At 58.0% G+C, this 23,497-nt stretch carries 22 protein-coding genes and 1 tRNA gene; 22 read left to right on the top strand and 1 reads right to left on the bottom strand.

Annotated features, from left to right (window positions below; translation table 11 throughout):
• The first annotated feature begins 174 nt into the window (after nucleotides 1-174).
• The 4 genes from carA to Q3Y64_RS11105 all read left to right on the top strand — a co-directional run bounded on the left by carA (nucleotide 175) and on the right by Q3Y64_RS11105 (nucleotide 5,536).
• Nucleotides 175-1,320, top strand: a complete 1,146-nt coding sequence (gene carA, locus Q3Y64_RS11120) for a glutamine-hydrolyzing carbamoyl-phosphate synthase small subunit (protein ID WP_303561813.1) — start codon at nucleotides 175-177, stop codon at nucleotides 1,318-1,320.
• A 66-nt stretch (nucleotides 1,321-1,386) separates the two neighbouring features.
• Nucleotides 1,387-4,596, top strand: coding sequence for a carbamoyl-phosphate synthase large subunit (gene carB / locus Q3Y64_RS11115; protein ID WP_101943123.1), 3,210 nt, complete (start codon nucleotides 1,387-1,389; stop codon nucleotides 4,594-4,596).
• A gap of 5 nt (nucleotides 4,597-4,601) precedes the next feature.
• The gene (gene greA, locus Q3Y64_RS11110; RefSeq protein ID WP_303561810.1) at nucleotides 4,602-5,078 is read left to right on the top strand and encodes a transcription elongation factor GreA; all 477 of its coding nucleotides are present in this window, start codon (nucleotides 4,602-4,604) and stop codon (nucleotides 5,076-5,078) included.
• Nucleotides 5,079-5,083: 5 nt separating this feature from the next.
• Nucleotides 5,084-5,536: a DUF4149 domain-containing protein gene (locus tag Q3Y64_RS11105; RefSeq protein WP_303561808.1), complete on the top strand. Its 453-nt coding sequence runs from the start codon at nucleotides 5,084-5,086 to the stop codon at nucleotides 5,534-5,536.
• Nucleotides 5,537-5,584: 48 nt separating this feature from the next.
• On the opposite strand, the gene Q3Y64_RS11100 is transcribed toward Q3Y64_RS11105, so the two are convergent.
• A complete protein-coding gene (locus Q3Y64_RS11100) occupies nucleotides 5,585-6,055 on the bottom strand; it encodes a YhbY family RNA-binding protein (protein ID WP_101943118.1) in 471 nt (156 codons plus the stop codon).
• A gap of 39 nt (nucleotides 6,056-6,094) precedes the next feature.
• Between Q3Y64_RS11100 and Q3Y64_RS11095 the strand changes: the two genes are divergently transcribed.
• The 18 genes from Q3Y64_RS11095 to nuoH all read left to right on the top strand — a co-directional run bounded on the left by Q3Y64_RS11095 (nucleotide 6,095) and on the right by nuoH (nucleotide 23,495).
• Nucleotides 6,095-6,715 (top strand): RlmE family RNA methyltransferase, encoded by a 621-nt coding sequence (locus Q3Y64_RS11095; protein WP_170021100.1) that lies wholly within the window; start codon nucleotides 6,095-6,097, stop codon nucleotides 6,713-6,715.
• Nucleotides 6,716-6,815: 100 nt separating this feature from the next.
• Nucleotides 6,816-8,708: an ATP-dependent zinc metalloprotease FtsH gene (ftsH, locus tag Q3Y64_RS11090; protein WP_101943117.1), complete on the top strand. Its 1,893-nt coding sequence runs from the start codon at nucleotides 6,816-6,818 to the stop codon at nucleotides 8,706-8,708.
• 65 nt (nucleotides 8,709-8,773) lie between these two features.
• Nucleotides 8,774-9,628 carry a dihydropteroate synthase gene (gene folP, locus Q3Y64_RS11085; protein WP_303561806.1) on the top strand — a complete coding sequence of 285 codons (855 nt, stop codon included), beginning with the start codon at nucleotides 8,774-8,776 and terminating at the stop codon, nucleotides 9,626-9,628.
• A 51-nt stretch (nucleotides 9,629-9,679) separates the two neighbouring features.
• Complete coding sequence (gene glmM, locus Q3Y64_RS11080; RefSeq protein ID WP_303561805.1) at nucleotides 9,680-11,032, top strand: phosphoglucosamine mutase; 1,353 nt, start codon at nucleotides 9,680-9,682, stop codon at nucleotides 11,030-11,032.
• An 85-nt stretch (nucleotides 11,033-11,117) separates the two neighbouring features.
• On the top strand, nucleotides 11,118-12,122 hold the full coding sequence (locus tag Q3Y64_RS11075; RefSeq protein WP_303561802.1) for a PstS family phosphate ABC transporter substrate-binding protein: 1,005 nt from the start codon (nucleotides 11,118-11,120) through the stop codon (nucleotides 12,120-12,122).
• Nucleotides 12,123-12,211: 89 nt separating this feature from the next.
• Nucleotides 12,212-13,159 carry a phosphate ABC transporter permease subunit PstC gene (gene pstC, locus Q3Y64_RS11070; RefSeq protein ID WP_101943111.1) on the top strand — a complete coding sequence of 316 codons (948 nt, stop codon included), beginning with the start codon at nucleotides 12,212-12,214 and terminating at the stop codon, nucleotides 13,157-13,159.
• A 1-nt stretch (nucleotide 13,160) separates the two neighbouring features.
• The gene (gene pstA / locus Q3Y64_RS11065; RefSeq protein ID WP_101943109.1) at nucleotides 13,161-14,084 is read left to right on the top strand and encodes a phosphate ABC transporter permease PstA; all 924 of its coding nucleotides are present in this window, start codon (nucleotides 13,161-13,163) and stop codon (nucleotides 14,082-14,084) included.
• Nucleotides 14,085-14,127: 43 nt separating this feature from the next.
• Nucleotides 14,128-14,910, top strand: a complete 783-nt coding sequence (gene pstB / locus Q3Y64_RS11060) for a phosphate ABC transporter ATP-binding protein PstB (RefSeq protein ID WP_101943218.1) — start codon at nucleotides 14,128-14,130, stop codon at nucleotides 14,908-14,910.
• Nucleotides 14,911-14,992: 82 nt separating this feature from the next.
• Nucleotides 14,993-15,325 (top strand): preprotein translocase subunit SecG, encoded by a 333-nt coding sequence (gene secG / locus Q3Y64_RS11055; protein ID WP_170021107.1) that lies wholly within the window; start codon nucleotides 14,993-14,995, stop codon nucleotides 15,323-15,325.
• 70 nt (nucleotides 15,326-15,395) lie between these two features.
• Nucleotides 15,396-15,480 (top strand) — tRNA-Leu (locus tag Q3Y64_RS11050).
• A 71-nt stretch (nucleotides 15,481-15,551) separates the two neighbouring features.
• On the top strand, nucleotides 15,552-15,926 hold the full coding sequence (locus tag Q3Y64_RS11045) for an NADH-quinone oxidoreductase subunit A (RefSeq protein ID WP_101943106.1): 375 nt from the start codon (nucleotides 15,552-15,554) through the stop codon (nucleotides 15,924-15,926).
• 48 nt (nucleotides 15,927-15,974) lie between these two features.
• Complete coding sequence (locus Q3Y64_RS11040; RefSeq protein WP_101943104.1) at nucleotides 15,975-16,466, top strand: NADH-quinone oxidoreductase subunit B family protein; 492 nt, start codon at nucleotides 15,975-15,977, stop codon at nucleotides 16,464-16,466.
• Nucleotides 16,463-17,065, top strand: a complete 603-nt coding sequence (locus tag Q3Y64_RS11035; RefSeq protein WP_303562172.1) for an NADH-quinone oxidoreductase subunit C — start codon at nucleotides 16,463-16,465, stop codon at nucleotides 17,063-17,065. Before Q3Y64_RS11040 ends, Q3Y64_RS11035 begins: the two co-directional genes overlap by 4 nt.
• A complete protein-coding gene (locus tag Q3Y64_RS11030) occupies nucleotides 17,058-18,311 on the top strand; it encodes an NADH-quinone oxidoreductase subunit D (RefSeq protein ID WP_303561796.1) in 1,254 nt (417 codons plus the stop codon). The genes Q3Y64_RS11035 and Q3Y64_RS11030 overlap by 8 nt, the downstream gene beginning before the upstream one ends.
• Nucleotides 18,312-18,320: 9 nt before the next feature.
• Nucleotides 18,321-18,797 (top strand): NADH-quinone oxidoreductase subunit NuoE, encoded by a 477-nt coding sequence (nuoE, locus tag Q3Y64_RS11025; protein WP_101943216.1) that lies wholly within the window; start codon nucleotides 18,321-18,323, stop codon nucleotides 18,795-18,797.
• The gene (gene nuoF / locus Q3Y64_RS11020) at nucleotides 18,794-20,110 is read left to right on the top strand and encodes an NADH-quinone oxidoreductase subunit NuoF (protein ID WP_303561792.1); all 1,317 of its coding nucleotides are present in this window, start codon (nucleotides 18,794-18,796) and stop codon (nucleotides 20,108-20,110) included. The genes nuoE and nuoF overlap by 4 nt, the downstream gene beginning before the upstream one ends.
• A gap of 2 nt (nucleotides 20,111-20,112) precedes the next feature.
• The gene (gene nuoG, locus Q3Y64_RS11015; RefSeq protein WP_303561790.1) at nucleotides 20,113-22,446 is read left to right on the top strand and encodes an NADH-quinone oxidoreductase subunit NuoG; all 2,334 of its coding nucleotides are present in this window, start codon (nucleotides 20,113-20,115) and stop codon (nucleotides 22,444-22,446) included.
• On the top strand, nucleotides 22,446-23,495 hold the full coding sequence (nuoH, locus tag Q3Y64_RS11010; RefSeq protein WP_101943097.1) for an NADH-quinone oxidoreductase subunit NuoH: 1,050 nt from the start codon (nucleotides 22,446-22,448) through the stop codon (nucleotides 23,493-23,495). The genes nuoG and nuoH overlap by 1 nt, the downstream gene beginning before the upstream one ends.
• Nucleotides 23,496-23,497 lie beyond the last annotated feature (2 nt).

Raw genomic sequence — 23,497 nt, 5'->3', positions numbered from 1 at the left:
TTGCGTTGCGGAAAGGCCTGATTTCAGGCTACAATTGCCAAAATTTGCAAGCGGGACTCGTCTGGAAAGACGGGTCCCGTTTTTCACGTCGGACCCATCGACCAGGCCCCTCACCCCGCGGTGAACAGGCGGCCGGACCGAGGGTCCGATTTCACAGGAATCCAGGAGTAATCGATGACGGAAACCCTTTACGCCCTTCTTGCCCTTGCCGACGGCACCGTGTTTCAGGGGCAGGGCATTGGCGCCGTGGGCAAAAGCGTCGGCGAGGTGGTGTTCAACACCGCCATCACCGGCTATCAGGAAATCCTCACCGACCCCTCCTACACCCGCCAGATTGTCACGCTGACCCATCCTCACATCGGCAACGTGGGTGTAAACAAGGAAGACTGTGAAGCAGGCAAGGTGTACGCCGCGGGTCTGGTGATCCGCGATCTGCCTTTGCTGGTATCGAACTTCCGTTCCGAGCAGACCCTGGATGCCTACATGAAGGCTGAAAATGTGGTCGGCATTGCCGGGATCGATACCCGCAAGCTGACGCGCATCCTGCGTGAGAAGGGCGCCCAGGCGGGTTGCCTGATTACCGCGGCGAGCCAGAAAGAACTCAACGCCGAAGCGGCCATTGCTGCTGCGCGTGCCTTCCCTGGGTTGGCTGGCATGGACCTGGCCAAGGTCGTGACGACCGAGCAGTCTTATTCCTGGACTTCCGGTGAGTGGAAGCTGGGTCAGGGTTTCGTTGAGCAAAGTGAAGCGAAGTACCATGTGGTGGCCTACGATTTCGGCGTCAAGCGCAACATCCTGCACATGCTGGCTGAGCGCGGCTGCAAGCTCACCGTGGTGCCGGCGCAGACCCCTGCGGCCGAAGTGCTCAAGCTGAATCCGGACGGCGTCTTCTTCTCGAATGGCCCGGGCGATCCTGAACCCTGTGACTATGCTATTGCTGCTGCCCGCGAGTTCCTTGAGCGCAAGCTGCCGACCTTCGGCATCTGTCTGGGTCACCAGATCATGGGCCTTGCTGCCGGTGCGAAGACCCTGAAGATGAAGTTCGGCCACCATGGCGCCAACCATCCGGTCAAGGATCTCGACTCCGGCCGCGTCCTGATCACCAGTCAGAACCATGGCTTTGCTGTCGATGAGAAGACCCTGCCGGCCAATGTGCGCGTCTCTCATGTGTCGCTGTTCGACGGCAGCCTGCAGGGCATGGCCTGGACCGACCGCCCGGCACTGTGCTTCCAGGGTCACCCAGAAGCCAGCCCCGGCCCGCACGATGTGGCCTATCTCTTTGATCGCTTTACCGATCTGATGGCGGCTGCCGGCAAGTAAAACGGAATCCATGTCGGGTGCAGCCAGCAGGCCGCACTCCAAACGTAACGAAATTCAGGTGTTGATATGCCCAAGCGGACAGACATTCAATCCATCCTCATCATCGGTGCCGGCCCGATCATCATCGGTCAGGCCTGCGAGTTCGATTATTCCGGCGCCCAGGCCTGCAAGGCCCTGCGTGACGAAGGTTACAAGGTCATCCTGGTCAACTCGAATCCGGCCACGATCATGACCGATCCGAACATGGCCGACGTGACCTACATCGAGCCGATCACCTGGCAGGTGCTTGAGCGCATCATCGAGAAGGAGCGTCCGGATGCCGTGCTGCCGACCATGGGGGGCCAGACTGCGCTGAACGCGGCGCTGGATCTGTGGCGCAATGGCGTGCTCGACAAATACAAGGTCGAGCTGATCGGCGCTACGCCGGAAGCCATCGACAAGGCTGAAGACCGCCAGAAGTTCAAGCTGGCCATGGAAAAGATCGGTCTTGAGTCCGCTCGCTCCGGCATTGCCCACAGCATGGAGGAGGCTCTGGCCGTGCAGGCGCAAGTTGGCTTCCCGGCCATCATCCGTCCCTCCTTCACGATGGGTGGCACGGGCGGTGGCATTGCCTACAACATCGAAGAGTTCAACGAAATCTGCACCCGTGGTCTGGATCTCTCGCCGACCCGCGAACTGCTGATTGAAGAGTCGCTGCTGGGCTGGAAGGAATTCGAGATGGAGGTCGTGCGCGACAAGCACGACAACTGCATCATCGTCTGTTCGATCGAGAACCTTGATCCGATGGGTGTGCATACCGGTGATTCGATCACCATCGCCCCTGCCCAGACCCTGACCGACCGTGAATACCAGATCATGCGTAACGCCTCGGTGGCGGTGCTGCGCGAGATCGGTGTGGATACCGGCGGCTCGAACGTACAGTTCTCAGTGAATCCGGCGGATGGTCGCCTGATCGTGATCGAGATGAACCCCCGCGTGTCGCGCTCCTCGGCACTCGCTTCGAAGGCGACTGGTTTCCCGATCGCCAAGGTGGCGGCCAAGCTGGCTGTGGGCTTCACGCTGGACGAGCTCAAGAACGATATTACCGGCGGTGCGACACCGGCCTCGTTCGAGCCGTCGATCGACTACATCGTTACCAAGATTCCGCGTTTTGCTTTCGAGAAGTTCCCGCAGGCACCGGATCGCCTGACGACCCAGATGAAGTCGGTGGGTGAAGTGATGGCCATGGGCCGTACCTTCCAGGAGTCCTTCCAGAAGGCGCTGCGTGGTCTGGAAGTTGGCGCCTATGGCCTTGATGAAGTCGAATGTGATCGCGAAGAGCTGGAGCACGAGCTCGCCAGTCCTGGTGCCGAGCGTATCTGGTACGTGGGTCAGGGCTTCCGCGAAGGCATGAGCCGCGAAGAGCTGCACAGTCTGACCAAGATCGATCCGTGGTTCCTGGCTCAGATCGAAGACATCGTGCTGACCGAGAAGAGCCTTGCCGGCCGCTCGCTGAAGAGCCTCGATGCAGCAGCTCTCCGCGCATTGAAGCGCAAGGGCTTCTCGGATCGTCGTCTGGCCAAACTGCTGGGGAGCGACGAAACGGCCGTGCGCCTGTATCGCCACGCGCAAGGTGTGCGCCCGGTCTACAAGCGCGTGGACACCTGCGCGGCCGAGTTCGCGTCGAGCACTGCCTACATGTATTCCTGCTACGACGAAGAGTGCGAATCGCAGCCTTCCGACAAGAAGAAGATCATGGTGCTGGGCGGTGGCCCGAACCGTATCGGGCAGGGCATCGAGTTTGACTACTGCTGCGTACATGCCGCGCTGGCCATGCGCGAAGACGGCTACGAGACCATCATGGTCAACTGCAACCCGGAAACCGTGTCGACCGACTACGACACTTCCGATCGCCTGTACTTTGAGCCGCTGACCCTGGAAGACGTGCTGGAAGTCGTGGCGCTGGAGAAGCCGGTCGGAGTGATCGTGCAGTTCGGCGGCCAGACCCCGCTGAAATTGGCGCGTGAGCTGGAAGCCAATGGCGTGCCGATCATTGGTACCTCGCCGGACATGATTGATGCGGCCGAAGACCGTGAGCGCTTCCAGAAGCTGCTGCACGATCTGGGTCTGCGTCAGCCGCCCAACCGCACGGCACGCAATGAAGCCGATGCGATCCGTCTCGCGGCCGAGATCGGCTACCCGCTGGTGGTGCGCCCGAGCTATGTGCTGGGTGGCCGCGCCATGGAAATCGTCCATGAGCAGAAGGATCTCGAGCGCTATATGCGTGATGCGATCAAGGTCTCGAACGACTCTCCGGTGTTGCTGGACCGCTTCTTGAACGATGCGACCGAGATCGATGTGGATGCGCTTTCCGATGGCACTCAGGTCATCATCGGCGGCATCATGCAACACATCGAACAGGCCGGCGTGCACTCGGGCGACTCAGCGTGCTCCCTGCCGCCCTACACGCTCTCGAAAGAACTGCAGGACGAGTTGCGTCGTCAGACCGAACTGATGGCGCGTGGCCTCAGTGTATGTGGCCTGATGAACGTTCAGTTCGCGATTCAGGGCGAGACCGTCTATGTGCTCGAAGTGAATCCGCGTGCCTCGCGCACCGTACCCTTCGTGTCCAAAGCCTGCTCGTTGCCGCTGGCCAAGATTGCCGCGCGTTGTATGGCCGGCCAGAGCCTTGCTTCACAAGGTGTGACGCGCGAAATCGTGCCGCCGTACTACTCGGTGAAGGAAGCTGTCTTCCCGTTCAACAAGTTCCCGGGCGTGGATACCATTCTCGGGCCGGAAATGAAGTCGACCGGCGAAGTCATGGGGGTTGGCAAGACCTTTGCTGAAGCCTTCGTGAAGAGCCAACTGGCGGCGGGTACTCGTTTGCCGTCCTCGGGCACGGCTTTCATCAGCGTCAAGCAGACTGACCGTGCCAAAGCTGTCGAGGTGGCGCGCGAACTGGTTGATCTGGGCTTCAAGGTGGTGGCGACCAAGGGTACGGCTGGCTACCTACATGACGCCGGTGTCAGTGCTGTCACTGCCGTGAACAAGGTTGGCGAAGGCCGCCCGCACATCGTGGACATGATCAAAAACAACGAGATTGCGCTGATCATCAATACGGTGGAAGAGAAGCGCCAGGCAATCGCCGACTCCCGCTCGATCCGTACTTCGGCGCTGGCTGCCAAGGTGACGGTATTTACCACGATTGAAGGTGCGCGCGCTGCTTGTATCGGTATCCGCCACATCAATGACCTCGAACCCTATTCGCTGCAAGAACTGCATGCGCAGCTGGGCTGATTGCGATGATCAAGACTCCTCTGACCCTGAATGGCGCGGAATTGCTGCGCACCGAACTCCATCGCCTGAAAACGGTGGAGCGCCCGAGCGTGATCGCTGCGATTGCCGAAGCGCGTTCGCATGGCGATCTGTCTGAAAACGCTGAATACGATGCTGCCAAGGAACGCCAAGGTTTCGTTGAAGGCCGTATTGCTGAAGTCGAAAGCAAGCTGTCTACCGCGCAGATTATTGATCCGAAGCTGCTGGATGCTGACGGCCGCTGCGTGTTTGGTGCCACCATCGATCTGGAAGATCTCGATACGAACAAGCGCGTGATCTACCAGATCGTGGGAGAAGACGAAGCCGATCTGAAAGCGGGCAAGATTTCGATCAACTCGCCGATTGCACGTGCGCTGGTCGGCAAGTTCGCCGGGGATGTAGCTGAAGTACAGGCGCCGGGTGGCGTACGCGAATACGAAATCATCGACGTCCGCTACATCTGAGCCTCATGTCACGTCTGGCTGAATCCCTGTTTGCGCTGGCCATCACCCTGTGGGTGGGCGCGCTGTGGGCAATCGGTTACATCTCGGCTCCAGTGTTGTTCGCTTCCGTTGCGGACACAGGCTTTGCCGGGTCGCTTGCTGGCAAGCAGTTTGCCATCGTAGCCTGGCTCGGCATCGGTTGCGGTCTCTACCTGATTGCCTATCTGCTGTTCCGTGAGGGCCTGAAGGCGTTCAAGGGCGTGCTGCTGTGGCTGATCCTGCTGATGCTGCTGCTTACATTGGCCGGCCATTTCGGTGTGACGCCAGTGGTTGAAAAACTGCGTCTTGATCCTGCCCGCGAGGTTGTTGAAAGTGTTGTACGCAGCCGGTTTGCGACCTGGCATGGGATCGCCAGTCTGCTCTGGATGATCCAGAGTGTGCTGGGCGTGGCATTGGTGACCCAGGTCGTGCGCAAATGAAAAAGGCCGGCATTGCCGGCCTTTATGCGTGTGTTACGAAGGGCTGACTTAACGCGCGCTTTTGCGGGTGCGGCTGCTGCCGGCAGAAGGCTTGCGGTAACGCGTTTCCGGTGCGCCAGCCATCGATTTGCGCGGTGCATTGCTTGTGGTCGGGCGGCCGGGGCGCTTGTCGAAAGCCACTTCCTGGCTCGCTTTCTTGCTGCGCGAAGGGCGCTTGGGCAGGGCTACAGGCTTCACGACATGGAGTTCCGGGTTCAGGCGGAAAACAACCAGCAGCTTACCGATGTTCTGCACGGCAGCGCAGTCGAGCTTGCTGCAGATCTCCAGCAGATAGGCGGCGCGGGCTTCACGGTCGTCGCCATAGACGCGGATCTTGATCAGTTCGTGGGCCTTGAGGGCCACGTCAATTTCTTTCAGGACGTTGGCTGTCAGGCCGTTGCCGGCAATGCTGACGACGGGGTCCAGGTGGTGGGCACGGGCACGCAGATCGCGGCGCACGGCAGGGCTAAGTTCTTGCATGCTATTGAATAATCCTCACTAAAGTTGAATTGTAGTGCCATGAAGCCTAGCAAGACCAGCAAGTCCTGGATGCAGGAACACGTGAATGACCCTTGGGTGCAGAAGGCCAAGGCCGCCGGTTATCGTGCGCGCGCAGCTTTCAAGTTGCTTGAGGTCGACAAGAAGGACCGTCTGCTCAAGCCAGGCATGGTGGTCGTTGACCTCGGTTCGGCCCCCGGATCGTGGTCCCAGATCGCGGGCCCCAAGGTGAAGCCGGGAGGCGAACTCTTCGCGCTCGATATCTTGCCGATGGAGGCGCTACCGGACGTTACCTTCCTGCAAGGCGACTTCCGCGAGGAGTCGGTGCTGGCAGAGTTTGAAAAACTGCTGGCCGGGCGGGCTGTGGACCTTGTTTTGTCGGATATGGCCCCCAATATGTCCGGTAATGCGGTCAGTGACGATGGGCGCATGATGTATCTCGCCGAACTGGCGCTTGAATTCTCTCGTGATCATCTGCGCCCTGGGGGCAACATGCTGATCAAGGTGTTTCAGGGCGCTGGTTTTACGGAATATCGCGCCGAGATGCAGAAAACTTTCCGTAGCGTGGTTTCTCGCAAGCCCGAAGCATCGCGTGATCGTAGTGCTGAGGTCTATCTGCTGGGGCTGGATAAAAAGCCCTGATCTATGGGCGCCATTGTTTGCCGGAGGGAACGTTCGGCCATAGAATGGGTCCAGAGTAACGTATGCCCTGCCTTCCCCACAGGGCTTTTCAGGAGTTGCCTTGAATAACAGCGTCTTCAAGAATCTCGCGATCTGGCTGGTGGTCGGCGTCGTGCTGCTCACCGTTTTTAACCAGTTCAGCGGTCGCCAGGCTCAGCAGAATTCCATGGAATATTCGGTATTCATGGAGGAGGCCAAAGCAGGTCGGGTCACCAAGGCCCAGGTTGATGGCCGTACGGTCAAGGCCGTGACTCAGGAAGGTCGTCAGGTCACGATTTCTACTCCGGGCATCCAGGATCCCTGGATGGTTTCCGATCTCATGAAGTACGGCGTGCAGGTATCGGCCAAGCAGGAAGAAGAACAGTCCTGGTTGTTGAGTATGCTTTTCAACATGTTGCCGGTGCTGCTGATGGTGGGCGTGTGGATTTTCTTCATGCGTCAGATGCAGGGCGGTGGCAAGGGCGGCGCGTTCTCGTTTGGCAAGAGCAAGGCCCGCATGCTGGATGAGTCAGCCAATTCGATCACTTTTGCCGATGTGGCGGGCTGCGATGAGGCCAAGGAAGAGGTGGCAGAACTCGTTGAGTTCCTGCGTGACCCTTCTAAATTCCAGAAACTGGGCGGGCGGATTCCGAAGGGCGTGCTGATGGTGGGCTCGCCGGGGACTGGTAAGACGCTTCTGGCCAAGGCTATTGCAGGCGAGGCCAAGGTGCCTTTCTTCAGTATTTCGGGTTCGGACTTCGTCGAAATGTTCGTTGGCGTCGGTGCGGCTCGCGTGCGAGACATGTTTGAAAATGCCAAGAAAGCGGCTCCCTGCATCATCTTCATTGATGAAATCGATGCCGTGGGTCGTCAGCGTGGCGCAGGCCTTGGCGGTGGCAATGATGAGCGCGAGCAGACCCTGAACCAGATGCTGGTCGAGATGGATGGTTTTGAAGGCAATTCCGGCGTGATCGTGATTGCCGCCACCAACCGTCCTGACGTACTGGATCCTGCGCTGTTGCGCCCGGGCCGTTTTGATCGTCAGGTTACCGTGCCGCTGCCGGATATCCGTGGCCGTGAGCAGATCCTCAAGGTGCACATGCGCAAGGTACCGGTGGCGCCGGACGTTGATCCGCTGGTGCTGGCCCGTGGCACACCTGGTATGGCCGGTGCTGACCTGGCTAACCTAGTCAACGAGGCTGCCCTGTTTGCCGCGCGCAGCAATAAGCGTCTGGTGGATATGGACGACTTTGAGCGCGCCAAAGACAAGATCTTCATGGGCGCCGAGCGCAAATCCATGGTGATCTCGCCGGAAGAAAAGAAGGCCACGGCTTATCACGAGTCGGGGCACGCGATCATCGGATCTTTGCTGCCGGGATGTGATCCGGTGCACAAGGTAACGGTGATTCCGCGCGGCCGCGCACTGGGCGTGACCTGGTCGCTGCCGGAGAAAGATCGCACCAGCCTGTATCAGGACCAGATGCTGGCCCAGATCAGCATGCTGTTTGGCGGCCGTGTTGCCGAGGATCTGTTCGTGGGCAAGGTTTCTACCGGTGCTTCGAACGATTTTGAACGTGCCACGGCCATTGCGCGTGACATGGTGACCCGTTACGGCATGTCCGATGAGCTGGGGCCAATGGTGTATGCCGAGAACGATGGCGAGGTCTTTCTTGGCCGTTCGGTGACGACACACAAGAACGTGTCTGAAGCCACTTTGCAGAAGGTGGATTCTGAAATCCGTCGCATCATCGACGAGCAATACGCGCTGGCCGAGCGCTTGTTGCGCGAGCACAGCGACAAGGTGGAAGCCATGACGGCTGCGCTACTGGAATGGGAGACCATTGATGCGGAACAGATTAAGGACATCATGGCGGGGCGTCCGCCGCGTGCGCCCAAGCCGCCTGCGGGTTTGCAGCCTCCCCGGCAGGATGAAGGCCCGGGTGCGGAGCCCAATGCTGCGGCCCCTGCAGCTTGAGCCTGGCCCACGTTCTACCAAGCCCCGCTGCGGCGGGGCTTTTTCTTTCTGAAGGAAGCCAACAGATGGACGCTGTCTCTCGCACCTGGCTGTGCGGAAAGTTCCGCCTCAATCTTGATCTGCCGATGATCATGGCGATCATCAACATGACGCCAGACTCTTTTTCCGGTGACGGTTTGTCGGGTTCCGTCGGCGCAGCCTTGCGCCAGGCTGAGAAAGCCCTGCGGGATGGCGCTGGTATTCTGGATGTGGGTGGTGAATCCACCCGGCCCGGGGCCGAGGCAGTTGGTGAGCAGGAGGAACTGGATAGGGTGATTCCCGTCCTTGAGGCACTGGTCGCCCTGGATGTGCCGGTTTCAGTTGATACGCTCAAGCCTGCGGTGATGCGCGCGGCGATTGCCGCCGGGGTGGCTATCGTGAATGACATCAATGCGCTACGCGCACCAGGTGCTGTGGAGGCCGTGGCAGCCAGTTCGGCTGGTGTGTGCCTGATGCATATGCAAGGCGAGCCGCGCAGCATGCAGGAGGCGCCTGCCTATACCGAGGTTGTGGATGAGGTAGAGGCTTTTCTTTTGCAGCGCCTTGCAGTGCTTGAGGCTTCAGGAGTTGTTGCCGCGCGTATCGCGCTGGACCCTGGCTTCGGTTTTGGCAAGACGCTTGCCCATAATCTGGAGCTGTTTCGCAGCCTGCCGCGCCTGGCCGCTCATGGTTTGCCGCTGCTGGTAGGTGTGTCACGCAAGCGCATGCTGGGCGATATTACAGGTCGGGCCGTTGATCAGCGGATGCCTGCCGCAATTACGGCGGCTGCGCTGGCGGCGCAGCGTGGTGCGGCCATTCTGCGGGTGCATGATGTAGCGGCTACGCGCGATGCTCTCGCCATGTGGGTCGCAATTGACGCAGATCGCCTTTCGGCCTATTGAGCAGCAATGGCCGGGCAGGCACAATCCCGGCCCACGGACAAGGAGACAGGCATGGCACGCAAATATTTCGGCACCGACGGGGTGCGTGGTCAAGTAGGGTGCAGCCCCATCACCCCGGATTTCGTCATGCGTTTGGGTTACGCCGCTGGAAAAACCCTGGCCGCGCGTGGCAAATTGCCGCCAGGGGAGCAGCCAGCCGTGCTGATCGGTAAAGACACCCGGATTTCCGGTTACATGCTGGAGGCTGCGTTGGAGGCCGGTTTTGCGGCTGCGGGGGTGCACGTGATTCTGGCTGGACCGATACCGACACCGGCCGTGGCCTATCTGACGCGTGCATTGCGTCTCCAGGCCGGAGTGGTGATTTCCGCTTCCCATAATCCTTACTACGATAACGGCATCAAATTCTTCTCTGCCTCCGGTACCAAGTTGCCCGATGCGCTCGAGGAAGAAATCGAGGCTCATCTTGATGAGCCGATGGGATGCGCCGAGTCGGCCGAATTGGGGCGTGCTCGCCGCATCGATGATGCGGCTGGCCGTTACATCGAGTTCTGCAAGAGCACCTTTCCGAATGATCTGGACTTGCGTGGTCTGAAAATCGCGCTGGATTGTGCCAATGGCGCTGCCTATCACATCGCGCCGAAGGTTTTTCACGAGTTGGGCGCAGATGTGTTCAGCGTCGGGGTCAGCCCGAACGGCCTGAATATCAACGAAAGTGTCGGGGCTACAGCGCCAGCCAGTTTGCGCGAGGCCGTACTGAAGAGTGGTGCAGATCTTGGTGTTGCACTGGATGGTGATGGTGATCGCGTACTGATGTGTGATCACTCTGGTGAATTGTACGATGGCGACAAGTTGTTGTATGTGATTGCTCGTGCACAGAAGCGTGAAGGCCGACTGGAAGGCGTCGTCGGTACGCTCATGAGCAATCTTGGCTTCGAACATGCTGTTGCTCGCCTGGGCGCTGGTTTCGTGCGTGCCAAGGTGGGGGATCGCTATGTCCTGGAACAGCTGCTCGAGCATGGTTACAAGCTGGGCGGCGAGAACTCTGGTCATGTCATCTGCCTTGATCGCCATACGACGGGTGATGGCATCGTTTCGGCGCTGCAGGTGCTGGCGGCCTTGCGTCTGGCCGATGAAACCCTGCCACAGGCCTGCTCGGATCTGGTTTTCTATCCTCAGCGACTGATCAATGTACGCATGCAAGCTGGCTTTGATTGGAAGGTTGATCAAGGCATTGCAGCTGCGCAGAAGGCAGCGGAGGCGGAGCTGGGAAGTGAGGGCAGGGTGTTGTTGCGCCCCTCAGGTACAGAGCCACTGCTGCGTGTGCTGGTCGAAGGAGCTGATGGCGAGAAGGTCGAACGCCTGGCCAGACTGATTGCTGATGCGGTGCGTGAGGCCGTTGAATAAGCTTTTGTTGCCTGTAGCACAGTTGTAACAAACCATTCATATACTGCGCGGGTTGGTTCTGGTCCAACTCAATCAGGAGATTGCGATGAATGGTTTCAAATTGGCCGCGATGGCCGTGGTCTTGGCTGCAGGCTTCAATTCGCTGGGTGCTTACGCTCAGAACGTGATCAAGATCGACGGCTCTTCGACCGTTTTCCCGATTTCCGAGGCCGCTGCTGAGGACTTCCAGAAGCTCAAGAAGGGCTCTGTGAAGGTGACCGTGGGGATGTCCGGCACTGGTGGTGGTTTCAAGAAATTCTGTGCAGGCGAAGCCTCACTGCGTACCGATGTTTCCAATGCCTCGCGTCCGATCACGGCCGCCGAGATGGCAGCCTGCAAGGCTTCTGGTGTCAAGTACATCGAACTGCCGATCGCTTTCGATGCGCTGACCGTGGTGGTTGCCAAGAACAGCCCGATTTCCAGTATTACTGTTGAAGAGCTGAAGAAAATCTGGGAGCCGGCCGCTCAAGGGAAAGTGACCAACTGGAAGCAGGTGAATGCGTCCTTCCTCGACCGAGCCCTCAAGCTCTACGGTCCGGGCACCGACTCCGGTACCTTCGAATATTTCACCGAAGCCACTGTTGGCAAGGCCAAGTCCTCGCGTGGTGACTACACCGCTTCGGAAGACGATAACGTACTGGTGCAGGGCGTGTCCCGTGACCAAGGTGGGTTGGGGTACTTTGGTTACGCCTATTACGCTGAGAACACTGACAAGCTCAAGGCTGTTGCTGTGTCTGCCGGTGGCAAGCCGGGCGTGCTGCCTTCCGAGAAGTCCGTGATTGACGGTAGCTACGTGCCCCTATCCCGTCCGATCTTCGTCTATGTGAATGCCGAAGCTGCCAAGCGTCCGGATGTGAAGGAGTTTGTTGAGTTCTATCTGAAGAATGCTGGCAAGTTCTCTCGCGAGGTTAAGTACGTGCCGCTGTCTGATGCCGACTATAAACACGCGCTGGATAACTTTGGCAAGGGCCGCACAGGTACTGCTTTCGGCGGGCATAACGAGATCGGTGTGAAGATTTCCGATCTGCTCAAGCGCGATCCGAAGGAATAAACGCTCTGTGATCAAGCCCCGGTGGATCTGCTTGTGCAGGTCATCCGGGGCTTTTTGATGAATTGATGGTTCTGGCTTGGTACACTCGAATGATTCAGACGGCCGTAGCAGAGAGTGAGAACAGCATGGGTGGGGTGAGTGATCGACTCAAGCGCAGCAGGGTGCGCAATCTCAAGGAAACCGGGGTCGAAGCTCTCCTGTTTCTGGCTGCCTTTATCTCCGTATTCGTCACCCTCGGGATTGTCTATATCCTCGTCAGCGAATCGCTGGCGTTCTTCCGGCATGTTTCCCTGCTGGATTTTTTGACTGACCGCCAGTGGACGCCTCTCTTCGATGATGCTCACTACGGCATCATGGTGCTGATCTCAGGCACCCTGACCAGTTCGGTCGTGGCGTTGGCGGTAGCCCTGCCGATCGGAACGGTGATTGCGATCTATCTTTCCGAATTTGCCACCTTCCGCGTGCGCGAGATGGCCAAGCCGGTGCTGGAGTTGCTGGGGGGGGTGCCAACGATTGTGTTTGGTTACTTCGCCTTGATTACGGTGACGCCACTGTTGCAGAAGATCTATCCCGACTTGCCCGGTTTCAACATCCTTTCTGCTGGTTTGGTCATGGGCGTGATGATCATTCCTTACGTCAGTTCGCTGTCTGAGGATGCCATGCGCGCCGTGCCAATGAGTTTGCGCGAGGGCGCCTATGCCATGGGCTCGACGCGATTGCAGACAGCGTTGCGTGTGGTTTTTCCGGCCGCCTTCTCCGGTGTGGCCTCTGCTTACGTGTTGGCCATTTCGCGCGCTGTCGGCGAGACCATGATCGTGACCGTGGCTTCCGGCAGCCAGCCGAATCTGACCTTCAACCCGGCAGAGTCGGCAATGACGTTGGCCTCCTATATTGCAGGCGTGTCACAAGGAGATCTGCCGCACGATTCCATCGGTTACCAAACGATTTTTGCTGCCGGCCTGACCCTGTTCGTCCTCACCCTGCTGTTGAATATTGTGGGTCACTGGATGCGCAAGAAATATCGCGAGGTGTATTGAGATGCAAGATAACGATCTGCAGGCTATCCGCAGCCTGATTGCGCGCCACAAGAGACTGGATTGGTTGTTTGCAGTCTTTGGTATCGCCTGTCTCATGCTGGGTGTTCTGACCTTGACATCCCTGTTTGTTGATATGTGGATGACCGGGGCTGAGCGACTCCATCCGGATTTTTTGACCAATTTCCCCTCTCGTCGGGCAGGGCAGGCTGGCATCCTCGCGGCTTGGGTGGGGTCCCTGCTGGTGATGCTGGTGACGGCAGCTGTGGCCATCCCCCTCGGCGTTGCGGCCGGGGTTTACCTTGAAGAATATGCCCCCAAGAACTGGCTAACCGACATCATCGAGATCAATGTTTCCAACTTGGCAGGGGTTCCGTCCATCGTCTATGGCCTCCTGGGGCTTGGGATGTTCGTCTACACCTTCGGTCTCGGACGCAGCATCCTGACAGCAGGCCTGACGCTGGCTCTACTGATCCTGCCTGTGGTGATCGTGGCAACCCGTGAAGCGATTCGTGCGATTCCTCAGATGATTCGCGAAGGGGCGTATGCCTGTGGCGCTACGACCTGGCAGACTGTGCGTGATCACATCGTGCCGTATTCCAGTCCCGGCATTCTGACTGGTGTGATCATCGGTATGGCGCGCGCCATTGGTGAGACTGCGCCACTGATCGTTGTGGGCGCTGTGACTTTCATTGCCTATCTTCCGCCCGCACCGTTGTCCGGAGATCCAGCCGCCGGTTTGTTCGACTGGGCTCAGGCCGCTTTTACCGTGTTGCCGATCCAGATGTTCAACTGGACCTCCCGCCCCGATGTGGCGTTTCATGCCAATGCAGCTGCAGCAGGCTTGGTATTGGTCGGTATGACCCTCGCGATGAATGCTGTCGCAATTTGGTTGCGCTATCGCTTGCGCAAGAACATCAAGTGGTAAGTCCTTCCGGATATCCAGCCCGAACTCCCTCGAGAGAATGATCATGACGCTGAACACCTCCCCTGAACGCATCAAGGCTGAAGTCAAAGGCTTCAATTTCCATTACGGAGCCTTTCACGCACTCAAGAACATCAACATGCCGATTCACGAGCGCAAGGTCACCGCGCTGATCGGCCCCTCCGGTTGCGGCAAGTCCACCCTGTTGCGGTCATTTAATCGCATGCACGATCTGTATCCGGGTAATCGCTACCAAGGCGAGATTCGTTTGCATCCGGACAATACCAATCTGCTTGATCAGGCGGTTGATCCGATCGAGGTGCGCATGCGCATCTCTATGGTGTTCCAGAAGCCTAACCCCTTCCCTAAATCGATTTATGAAAACGTCGCCTACGGCCTGCGCGTACGTGGCGAACGCAGTCGCGCGGTGATTGATGAGAAGGTCGAGCAGGCGTTGCGTGGGGCTGCGCTGTGGGATGAGGTCAAGGATAGGCTCAACAGCTTGGGGGCAAACCTCTCCGGCGGTCAGCAGCAACGCTTGTGCATTGCACGTGCATTGGCAACCGATCCCGAGATTATTCTGTTTGATGAGCCTACTTCCGCTCTTGATCCTATTGCCACGGCCAGCATCGAAGAGCTTGTTACCGAACTCAAGAACAAGGTCACGATTCTGATCGTGACGCATAACATGCAGCAGGCTGCACGAGTGTCCGATTACACCGCCTACATGTATCTGGGTGAGATGGTTGAGTTCGGGGTGACAGACCAGATGTTCATCAAGCCGCAAAAAAAACAGACTGAAGATTACATTACTGGGCGCTTTGGCTAAGGTTTACGCCTTTCTCCGTTGACCGGCCATCTTGGGCTGGCTATAATTCTTTCTTTCCTCAAACGGCGTATCGCTTCCTCTCATGGGCAGCTTCTGGTTCAGTCTCCTGCTGGTGCTTCACATTCTTGTTGGGTGTGCGGTGATTGGCTTTGTGCTTCTGCAGCACGGCAAGGGTGCTGATATGGGTGCTGCTTTTGGTAGTGGTGCTTCTGGTAGTCTCTTTGGGTCATCCGGGTCTGCGAACTTCCTCAGTCGCACGACTGCGATCCTGGCGACAGTGTTTTTCATTACCAGTCTCGCTTTGAGTTATTTTGCCTCGGCTGCTCGCCAGCCTGCGTCTCAGAGTTTGATGCAGGGGGTGGTGGTTCCGGCTGCGTCAGCGCCGGCGGCTTCAGGGCAGGATGTACCAAAGTAAGTCTGTAAAAAATAGAATAAGGTGGTTAGGGTGGTGTATATCCACCTATAATTCACAGCAGTTTAGTAGTGCCGACGTGGTGAAATTGGTAGACACGCCATCTTGAGGGGGTGGTGGCGCAAGCCGTATGAGTTCGAGTCTCATCGTCGGCACCAGAGAGAATGAAACGCCCGCTTTGATGCGGGCGTTTTGCAATGAGCAGTCTTCCCACCCCAGAGGAAGCATGATGCTGAATAATTATTTTCCGGTTCTGCTCTTTATCGCAGTCGGTCTTGCTGTTGGTGTTGCACCAATGGTCTTGGGCCGTCTGCTTGGTCCCCATAGACCTGATCCGCAAAAGCTCACGCCCTATGAGTGCGGATTCGAGCCCTTCGAAGAAGCGCGTATGCGCTTCGACGTACGCTACTATCTGATCGCAATTCTCTTCATTCTGTTTGACCTTGAGGTGGCTTTTTTGCTGCCCTGGGCTTCAATCGTGAAAGAGCTAGCTGGCAACGAGGCTGTTCGTTTGTTCGGTTTTTACGAAATGTTCGTGTTTTTGGGCATTCTCGTGATCGGTTACGTGTACGTCTGGAAGAAAGGCGCGCTCGACTGGGAATAATCCCGCTCGACACGCATTCCGGACGCCTTACTCCTTGAGGGGCGCTCTGTGAGCATCGAAGGTGTTTTTCGCGAAGGCTTCGTCACGACGTCGCTGGATGCCGTCATTAACTGGACGCGCACCGGCTCCTTGTGGCCGATGACTTTTGGTCTTGCTTGCTGTGCTGTGGAAATGATCCATGCCGGCTGTTCCCGTTACGACCTGGATAGATTCGGCGTTGTATTTCGTCCGAGTCCGCGTCAGTCTGATCTGATGATTGTTGCCGGCACGCTGTGCAACAAGATGGCGCCTGCCTTGCGCCGCGTTTACGATCAGATGGCTGAACCGCGCTGGGTGATTTCCATGGGCTCCTGTGCCAACGGCGGTGGCTATTACCACTATTCCTATTCCGTGGTGCGTGGTTGCGATCGCATCGTGCCGGTCGACGTCTATGTGCCGGGCTGTCCGCCTACTGCAGAAGCACTGATTTACGGCATTCTGCAATTGCAGAACAAGATTCGTCGCACCAATACCATTGCGCGTGAAGGAGTGGCTGCCTGATGAGCAAGCTTGAACGTCTGTCACAGGCGCTGCATCAGATTCTGGCTGGGCGTGTGCTTGCCATTGAGAGCGATCTTGGCGAGCTGACCCTTGATGTGAGGGCCGAGGACTACTTTGAGGTTGCGCGCATGCTGCGCGATCATTCCGAGCTTGGTTTTGAACAACTGATCGATCTGGCCGGCATCGACTATTCGGGTTATTGCGGCAAGCTGAAGCATCCTCAGCGCTTTGCAGCTGTTTCTCATCTGTTATCGGTTGCTAATAACTGGCGTTTACGTCTGCGTGTGTACGCGGACCATGATGAGTTCCCTGTTGTTCACTCTCTGTGCGAAATTTGGCCGGCCGTAAGTTGGTTTGAGCGTGAAGCTTTCGATATGTTCGGTATCCTGTTTGAGGGGCATCCGGATTTGCGCCGTATCCTTACCGACTATGGATTTGTTGGTCACCCATTCCGCAAGGATTTTCCTGTTTCGGGTTTCATGGAAATGAAGTACGACAAGGAGCGGGGGCGCGTGGTTTACCAACCCGTGAGCATTGAGCCGCGCGAAAATACTCCGCGTATCGTGCGTGACGAGGCTTACGGAGGTGGTCGTGGCTGAAATCAAAAACTACACGATCAACTTTGGTCCGCAGCATCCAGCCGCGCACGGCGTATTACGGTTGGTTCTAGAGCTCTCGGGCGAGGTCGTAGAGCGTGCCGATCCGCACATTGGCTTGCTACACCGGGGGACTGAGAAGCTAGCCGAGACCCGTACCTGGATTCAATCTGTACCGTACATGGACCGTCTTGATTACGTGTCCATGATGTGCAATGAGCATGCTTATTGCATGGCAATCGAGAAGTTGTTGGGCGTCGACGTGCCGCTGCGTGCGCAGTACATCCGGGTGATGTTTGATGAGATCACACGTGTTCTGAATCACCTATTGAACATTGGTACGCATGCGCTGGATATTGGCGCGATGACCATGGTGCTGTATACCTTCCGTGAGCGCGAAGACCTCATGGATGCGTATGAAGCGGTATCCGGTGCGCGCATGCATGCGGCCTACTATCGTCCGGGTGGCGTCTATCGTGACCTGCCGGATCAGATGCCGAAGTATCAGGTCAATAAATTCAAAGATGCGGCAACGGTCAAAAAGCTCAATACGGCACGTGAAGGCTCCTTGCTTGATTTTCTGGAGGATTTCACCAATCGTTTCCCTACCTATATCGATGAATACGAAACACTGCTGACGGACAACCGTATCTGGAAGCAGCGGACTGTTGGCATCGGTGTGGTTTCGCCCGAGCGAGCACTCGCGCTGGGCTTTACCGGTCCGATGCTGCGTGGCTCCGGCATCGTGTGGGATCTGCGCAAAAAGCAGCCCTACGAAGTCTATGACCGCATGGATTTCGATATCCCGGTCGGCACCAACGGTGATTGTTATGACCGTTACCTTGTGCGCATGGAAGAGATGCGTCAGAGCAACCGGATCATCAAGCAGTGTATTGACTGGCTGCGCAAGAATCCGGGGCCTGTCATCACGAATAACCACAAGGTTGCGCCGCCGTCCCGCGAAAAGATGAAGAGCAACATGGAGGAGTTGATCCACCATTTCAAACTCTTCACCGAAGGCATGCATGTGCCGGAAGGTCAAGTTTACGCTGGGGTCGAGCATCCCAAGGGTGAGTTCGGCGTATACGCTGTTTCTGATGGGGCAAACAAGCCTTGGCGCCTGAAACTGCGTGCTCCGGGCTTCTCGCACCTGGCTGCGATGGACGAAATGGCCAAGGGCCACATGATTGCCGACGTTGTCGCCATCATCGGCACGATGGATATCGTGTTCGGTGAGATTGATCGATAAGAGATGAGCATGCTGAGCGCAGAATCCCTGCTGTTGATAGACCGAGAAGTAGCCAAGTATCCGGCCGACCAGAAACAGTCGGCTGTGATGGGTGCCTTGCGGATTGCCCAGACCGAGAAGCACTGGCTGGCTCCGGAAACCATCGAGTTCGTCGCCAGCTATTTGGGCATGCCGGCCATGGCTGCCTATGAGGTGGCGAGTTTCTACAACATGTACGACCTCAAGCCGGTCGGCGCGCATAAAATTACGGTGTGTACCAATCTGCCCTGTGCGCTCTCTGGGGGCGTTGAGGCTGCGGAATATCTGAAGGAAAAGCTGGGGGTGGGTTTCAACGAAACCACGGCCGATGGCAAGTTCACCCTGAAGGAAGGCGAATGCATGGGCGCTTGCGGTGATGCGCCGGTCATGCTGCACAACAATCACAAGATGTGCTGCCGTATGACGTGCGAACAGATCGACAGCATGATCGAGGAGCTCTCCAAATGAGCGAGACCCGATTGATTCTTGCCGATCTGGATGGTGACCGTACCTGGCGCCTGGCTGATTACATCCAGCGCGGCGGCTACGAAGCGCTGAAAAAGATCGTGGCTGAGAAGACTGCGCCGGATGACATCATCGGCGTGCTGAAGGCCTCCAATCTGCGTGGTCGCGGTGGTGCGGGTTTTCCGACCGGGTTGAAGTGGAGCTTCATGCCCAAAGCCTATGTGGGCCCGAAGTATGTAGTCTGCAATTCCGATGAAGGCGAGCCTGGCACCTTCAAGGATCGCGATATCCTGCGCTACAACCCGCACGCCGTGATCGAAGGCATGATCATCGCCGGCTACACCATGGGTTGCGTGGCGGGCTACAACTACATTCACGGCGAGATTTTCGAAGTCTATGAGCGCTTCGAAGAGGCTCTGGCAGAAGCGCGTGCAGCTGGTCTCCTGGGCAAGAACATTCTGGGTTCGGATTTCAATTTCGATCTGTTTGCTCACCATGGTTACGGCGCCTATGTCTGCGGCGAGGAAACCGGTCTGCTGGAGTCGTTGGAGGGCAAGAAAGGCCAGCCGCGTTTCAAGCCGCCTTTCCCGGCTAGTTTCGGTCTGTACGGCAAGCCCACCACGATCAACAACACCGAGACCTTCGCCTCCGTGCCCTTCATTTTGCGCATGGGGGGTGAAGCGTTCCTGAATCTGGGCAAGCCGAATAACGGCGGCACCAAGATCTTTTCAGTGTCCGGTCATGTGAATCGCCCGGGCAACTACGAGGTGCGTCTTGGTACGCCGTTCGCAGAACTGCTTGAAATGGCGGGTGGCATGCGCGGTGGTCGCAAGATCAAGGCTGTAATTCCCGGTGGTTCGTCTGCTCCGGTGGTGCCGGGTGAGATCATGATGGATCTCACCATGGATTACGATGCCATCTCCAAGGCAGGCTCCATGCTCGGCTCCGGGGCGGTGATCGTCATGGATGAGACGACCTGCATGGTCAAGGCGCTGGAGCGCCTCTCGTATTTCTATTTCGAGGAATCCTGCGGTCAATGTACGCCTTGCCGTGAAGGTACGGGCTGGATGTACAAGATGATGCATCGCATCGAGCACGGCGAGGGCAGGGCAGAGGATCTTGCCTTGCTGGATAACGTGGCAGAGAACATCATGGGCCGTACGATCTGTGCGCTGGGAGATGCTGCTGCCATGCCAGTGCGCGGCTTCCTCAAGCACTATCGCGACGAATTCGCCTATCACATCGAACACAAGCGTTGCCTGGTTTCCGTTGAATTGCAGCGGGAAGGCAGCCGGATTTACGTGCGCCAGGATTGAGCATGCTAGAGATCGAAATCGACGGCCAGAAGGTGGAGGCGGCGCCGGGTAGCACCGTGATGGAAGCTGCGCGCAAGATCGGCAAGCACATCCCGCACTTCTGCTACCACAAGAAGCTTTCCATTGCCGCAAATTGCCGGATGTGTCTGGTGGAAGTGGAGAAGATGCCCAAGGCGGTGCCTGCCTGTGCCACGCCGGTGACGGCCGACATGAAGGTCAGCACCACTTCCGAGAAGGCGGTGAAGGCGCAGAAGTCCGTCATGGAATTCCTGCTGATCAACCACCCTCTGGATTGCCCGATCTGCGATCAGGGTGGCGAGTGTCAGTTGCAGGATCTGGCGGTGGGTTACGGTGCCTCGGGCTCGCGTTATCAGGAAGAGAAGCGGGTCGTCTTCAACAAGAATCTCGGCCCGCTGGTGAATACCGACATGACGCGTTGCATTCACTGCTCGCGTTGTGTTCGCTTCGGTCAGGAGATTTCAGGCGTCATGGAATTGGGTATCGCCAACCGCGGCGAGCACTCCGAAGTGATGACCTTTGTAGATCGTTCGCTGGATTCCGAACTTTCCGGCAATGCCATCGATCTATGCCCGGTCGGCGCGCTGACTTCCAAGCCTTTCCGCTTTGGCGCACGCACCTGGGAAATGGCGCGACGCAAGTCGGTGAGCCCCCATGATTCTCTGGGTGCGAACCTGCAAGTGCAGGTCAAGCACGACAAAGTCATGCGCGTGCTGCCGCTCGAAAACGAGGATGTTAACGAGTGCTGGATCTCTGATCGCGACCGCTTCTCTTACGAGGGTCTGGATGCCGAAGATCGTCTGACCGTGCCGCAGATTAAGCATGGCGGCGAGTGGCACAAGGTTGATTGGCAGACGGCGCTGGATTATGTCGTGCGCACTCTGAACGACATCAAGGGTACGCATGGCGCCGAACAGATTGCGGCCCTGATTTCGCCGCAGAGCACGGTGGAGGAGATGTATCTCGCGCAGAAGCTGTTGCGTGGGCTGGGTTCGGACAACATCGATACTCGTCTGCGCCAGAGCGATTTCTCGCTCGATGGCAAGCGTGCCGGTGCGCCATGGCTTGGCATGCCGGTGGCTGGCCTGTCCACGCTCGATTCCGCACTGGTGATCGGCAGCTTCCTGCGCAAGGATCATCCGCTGATGGCCCAGCGTCTGCGTCAAGCGCAGCGCCGCGGCGGCAAGATCGCGCGCGTCAATGCCTGTGGCGATGACTGGCTGATTCCGTTGGCGGCGGAAGCGATCGTGGCGCCGGATCGGCTGACGGCTTCGTTGGCGGCGGTGCTGGCGGCAGTGTCAAGCAAGGCAGGCATTCAGGTTGCCGCCGAGTATGCTGATTTGGCCGGCAAGGCCAGCGTTGACGCTTCTGCGCAAGCAGTAGCGGATGCCCTGCTGACGGGCGAGAAGCGCGCAGTGTTGCTGGGCAATCTGGCGGTACAGCACCCCAATGCGGCTTCCCTGCAGATTCTGGCAGCCGAGATCGCCCGTATCGCCGGTGCGAGCTTTGGCTTCTTGGGCGAATCTGCGGGTTCGGTCGGCGCTTACCTGGTCAAGGCTGTGCCGCAATCCGGCCTGAATGCTGCGGCGATGCTGGCTTCGCCACGCAAGGCCTATTTGCTGCTGGGTGTGGAGCCCGAGCTGGATTGCGACGACGGCGTGGCTGCTCGCGCAGCGCTCGATCAGGCCGCCAGCGTGATCTACATGGGTAGTTTTGCCGGCAAGGCTGCGGAGTATGCAGACGTGATGTTGCCGGTGGCGCCTTTCACGGAAACCTCCGGCAGCTTTGTGAATGCCGAAGGGCGTGTGCAGTCCTTCAATGCCGTGGTTAAACCCTTGGGTGAGACCCGTCCTGCTTGGAAGCTGCTGCGCGTGCTGGGCAATTTGTTTGGCTTGTCCGGTTTTGAGCAGGACTCTTCCGAAGCGGTGCGTGATGAAGCATTGGCTGGAGATATCAGCGTGCTTTTGAACAATGCGGTGTCATCCTTCGTTCCGAAGCTGGATGCTCCTGCGGCGGGTTTGCAGCGCATTGCGGACGTGCCTATCTATTCCACTGATGCGCTGGTGCGCCGCGCCGCGCCGCTGCAGAAAACGCGGGATGCGGCCAAAGCTAAGGCCCGCATTCATCCGGCGGCTTTGCAGTCTCTTGGTCTTGAGTCTGGTGCTGAGGTGCTGGTGACTTCTTCCTGCGGGAAAGTGGCATTGCGTGTGTTGAGTGATGCTGCTGTACCGCAAGGCTGCGTCAGGGTTTCTGCCGCCCAAGCTTCGACCATTGCGCTGGGTGCCATGTCCGGCGATCTGAAGGTGGAGCGCGCATGATGGATCAACTCCTGCAACCTTTTGCGTCCTTTTTCGGCCCGCTGTGGGTCGTGGTGTGGACGATGGTGAAGATCGTGCTGATCGTTGCTCCGCTGATGGGCGCGGTGGCCTACATGACACTGGCCGAGCGCAAGGTGATCGGCTGGATTCAGGTGCGTATCGGCCCGAATCGGGTCGGGCCGCTGGGCTTGCTGCAGCCGGTGGCGGATGGTCTCAAGCTGCTGTTCAAGGAAATCATTTCGCCGGCCAAGGCCAGTACGGGATTGTTTTTCCTCGGCCCGATCATGGCGATTGCTCCCGCCTTTGCGGCTTGGGCCGTGGTGCCTTTCGCCGATGGGCTGGTGCTGGCGGATGTGAATGCCGGCCTGTTGTTCCTGATGGCAATCACCTCGCTGGGGGTGTATGGCGTAATCATCGCGGGCTGGGCGTCGAACTCCAAGTACGCTCTGTTGGGCGCCATGCGCTCGGCCGCGCAGATGGTGTCTTATGAACTGGCGATGGGCTTCTCGCTGGTATGCGTGCTGATGATCTCGGGCTCGCTGAATATTTCCGAAATTGTGGCAGGGCAGGGCGTCGGGCGATTTGCCGATATGGGTGTGGGGTTCCTCAGCTGGAATTGGTTGCCCCTGTTGCCGATGTTCTTTGTGTATTTCGTCTCGGGTGTGGCGGAAACCAACCGCGCTCCGTTTGACGTGGTGGAAGGCGAATCGGAGATCGTAGCCGGCCACATGATCGAGTATTCCGGCATGGCGTTTTCGCTGTTTTTCCTTGCCGAGTACGCCAACATGATTCTGGTGGCGGTGCTGACTGCTGTGTTTTTCCTTGGCGGGTGGCTCTCGCCGGTGGGCTTCTTGCCCGATGGCATCTGGTGGCTGCTGGCCAAGGCGTCGCTGCTGTTGTTCGTTTTCCTTTGGATCCGTGCCACGTTCCCGCGCTTCCGTTACGACCAGATCATGCGTCTGGGCTGGAAGGTATTCATCCCCCTGTGTCTGCTCTGGGTGCTTGTTCTTGGCATCTGGATCATGTCGCCGCTGTCGATCTGGAAGTAAGC

It is taken from the genome of Uliginosibacterium sp. 31-12, from assembly GCF_030548425.1.
Classification (GTDB): Bacteria; Pseudomonadota; Gammaproteobacteria; order Burkholderiales; family Rhodocyclaceae; genus Uliginosibacterium; species Uliginosibacterium aquaticum.
The sequence above is the reverse complement of the archived record's forward strand: the minus strand, read 5'-3'. Positions and strand labels throughout refer to the sequence as shown.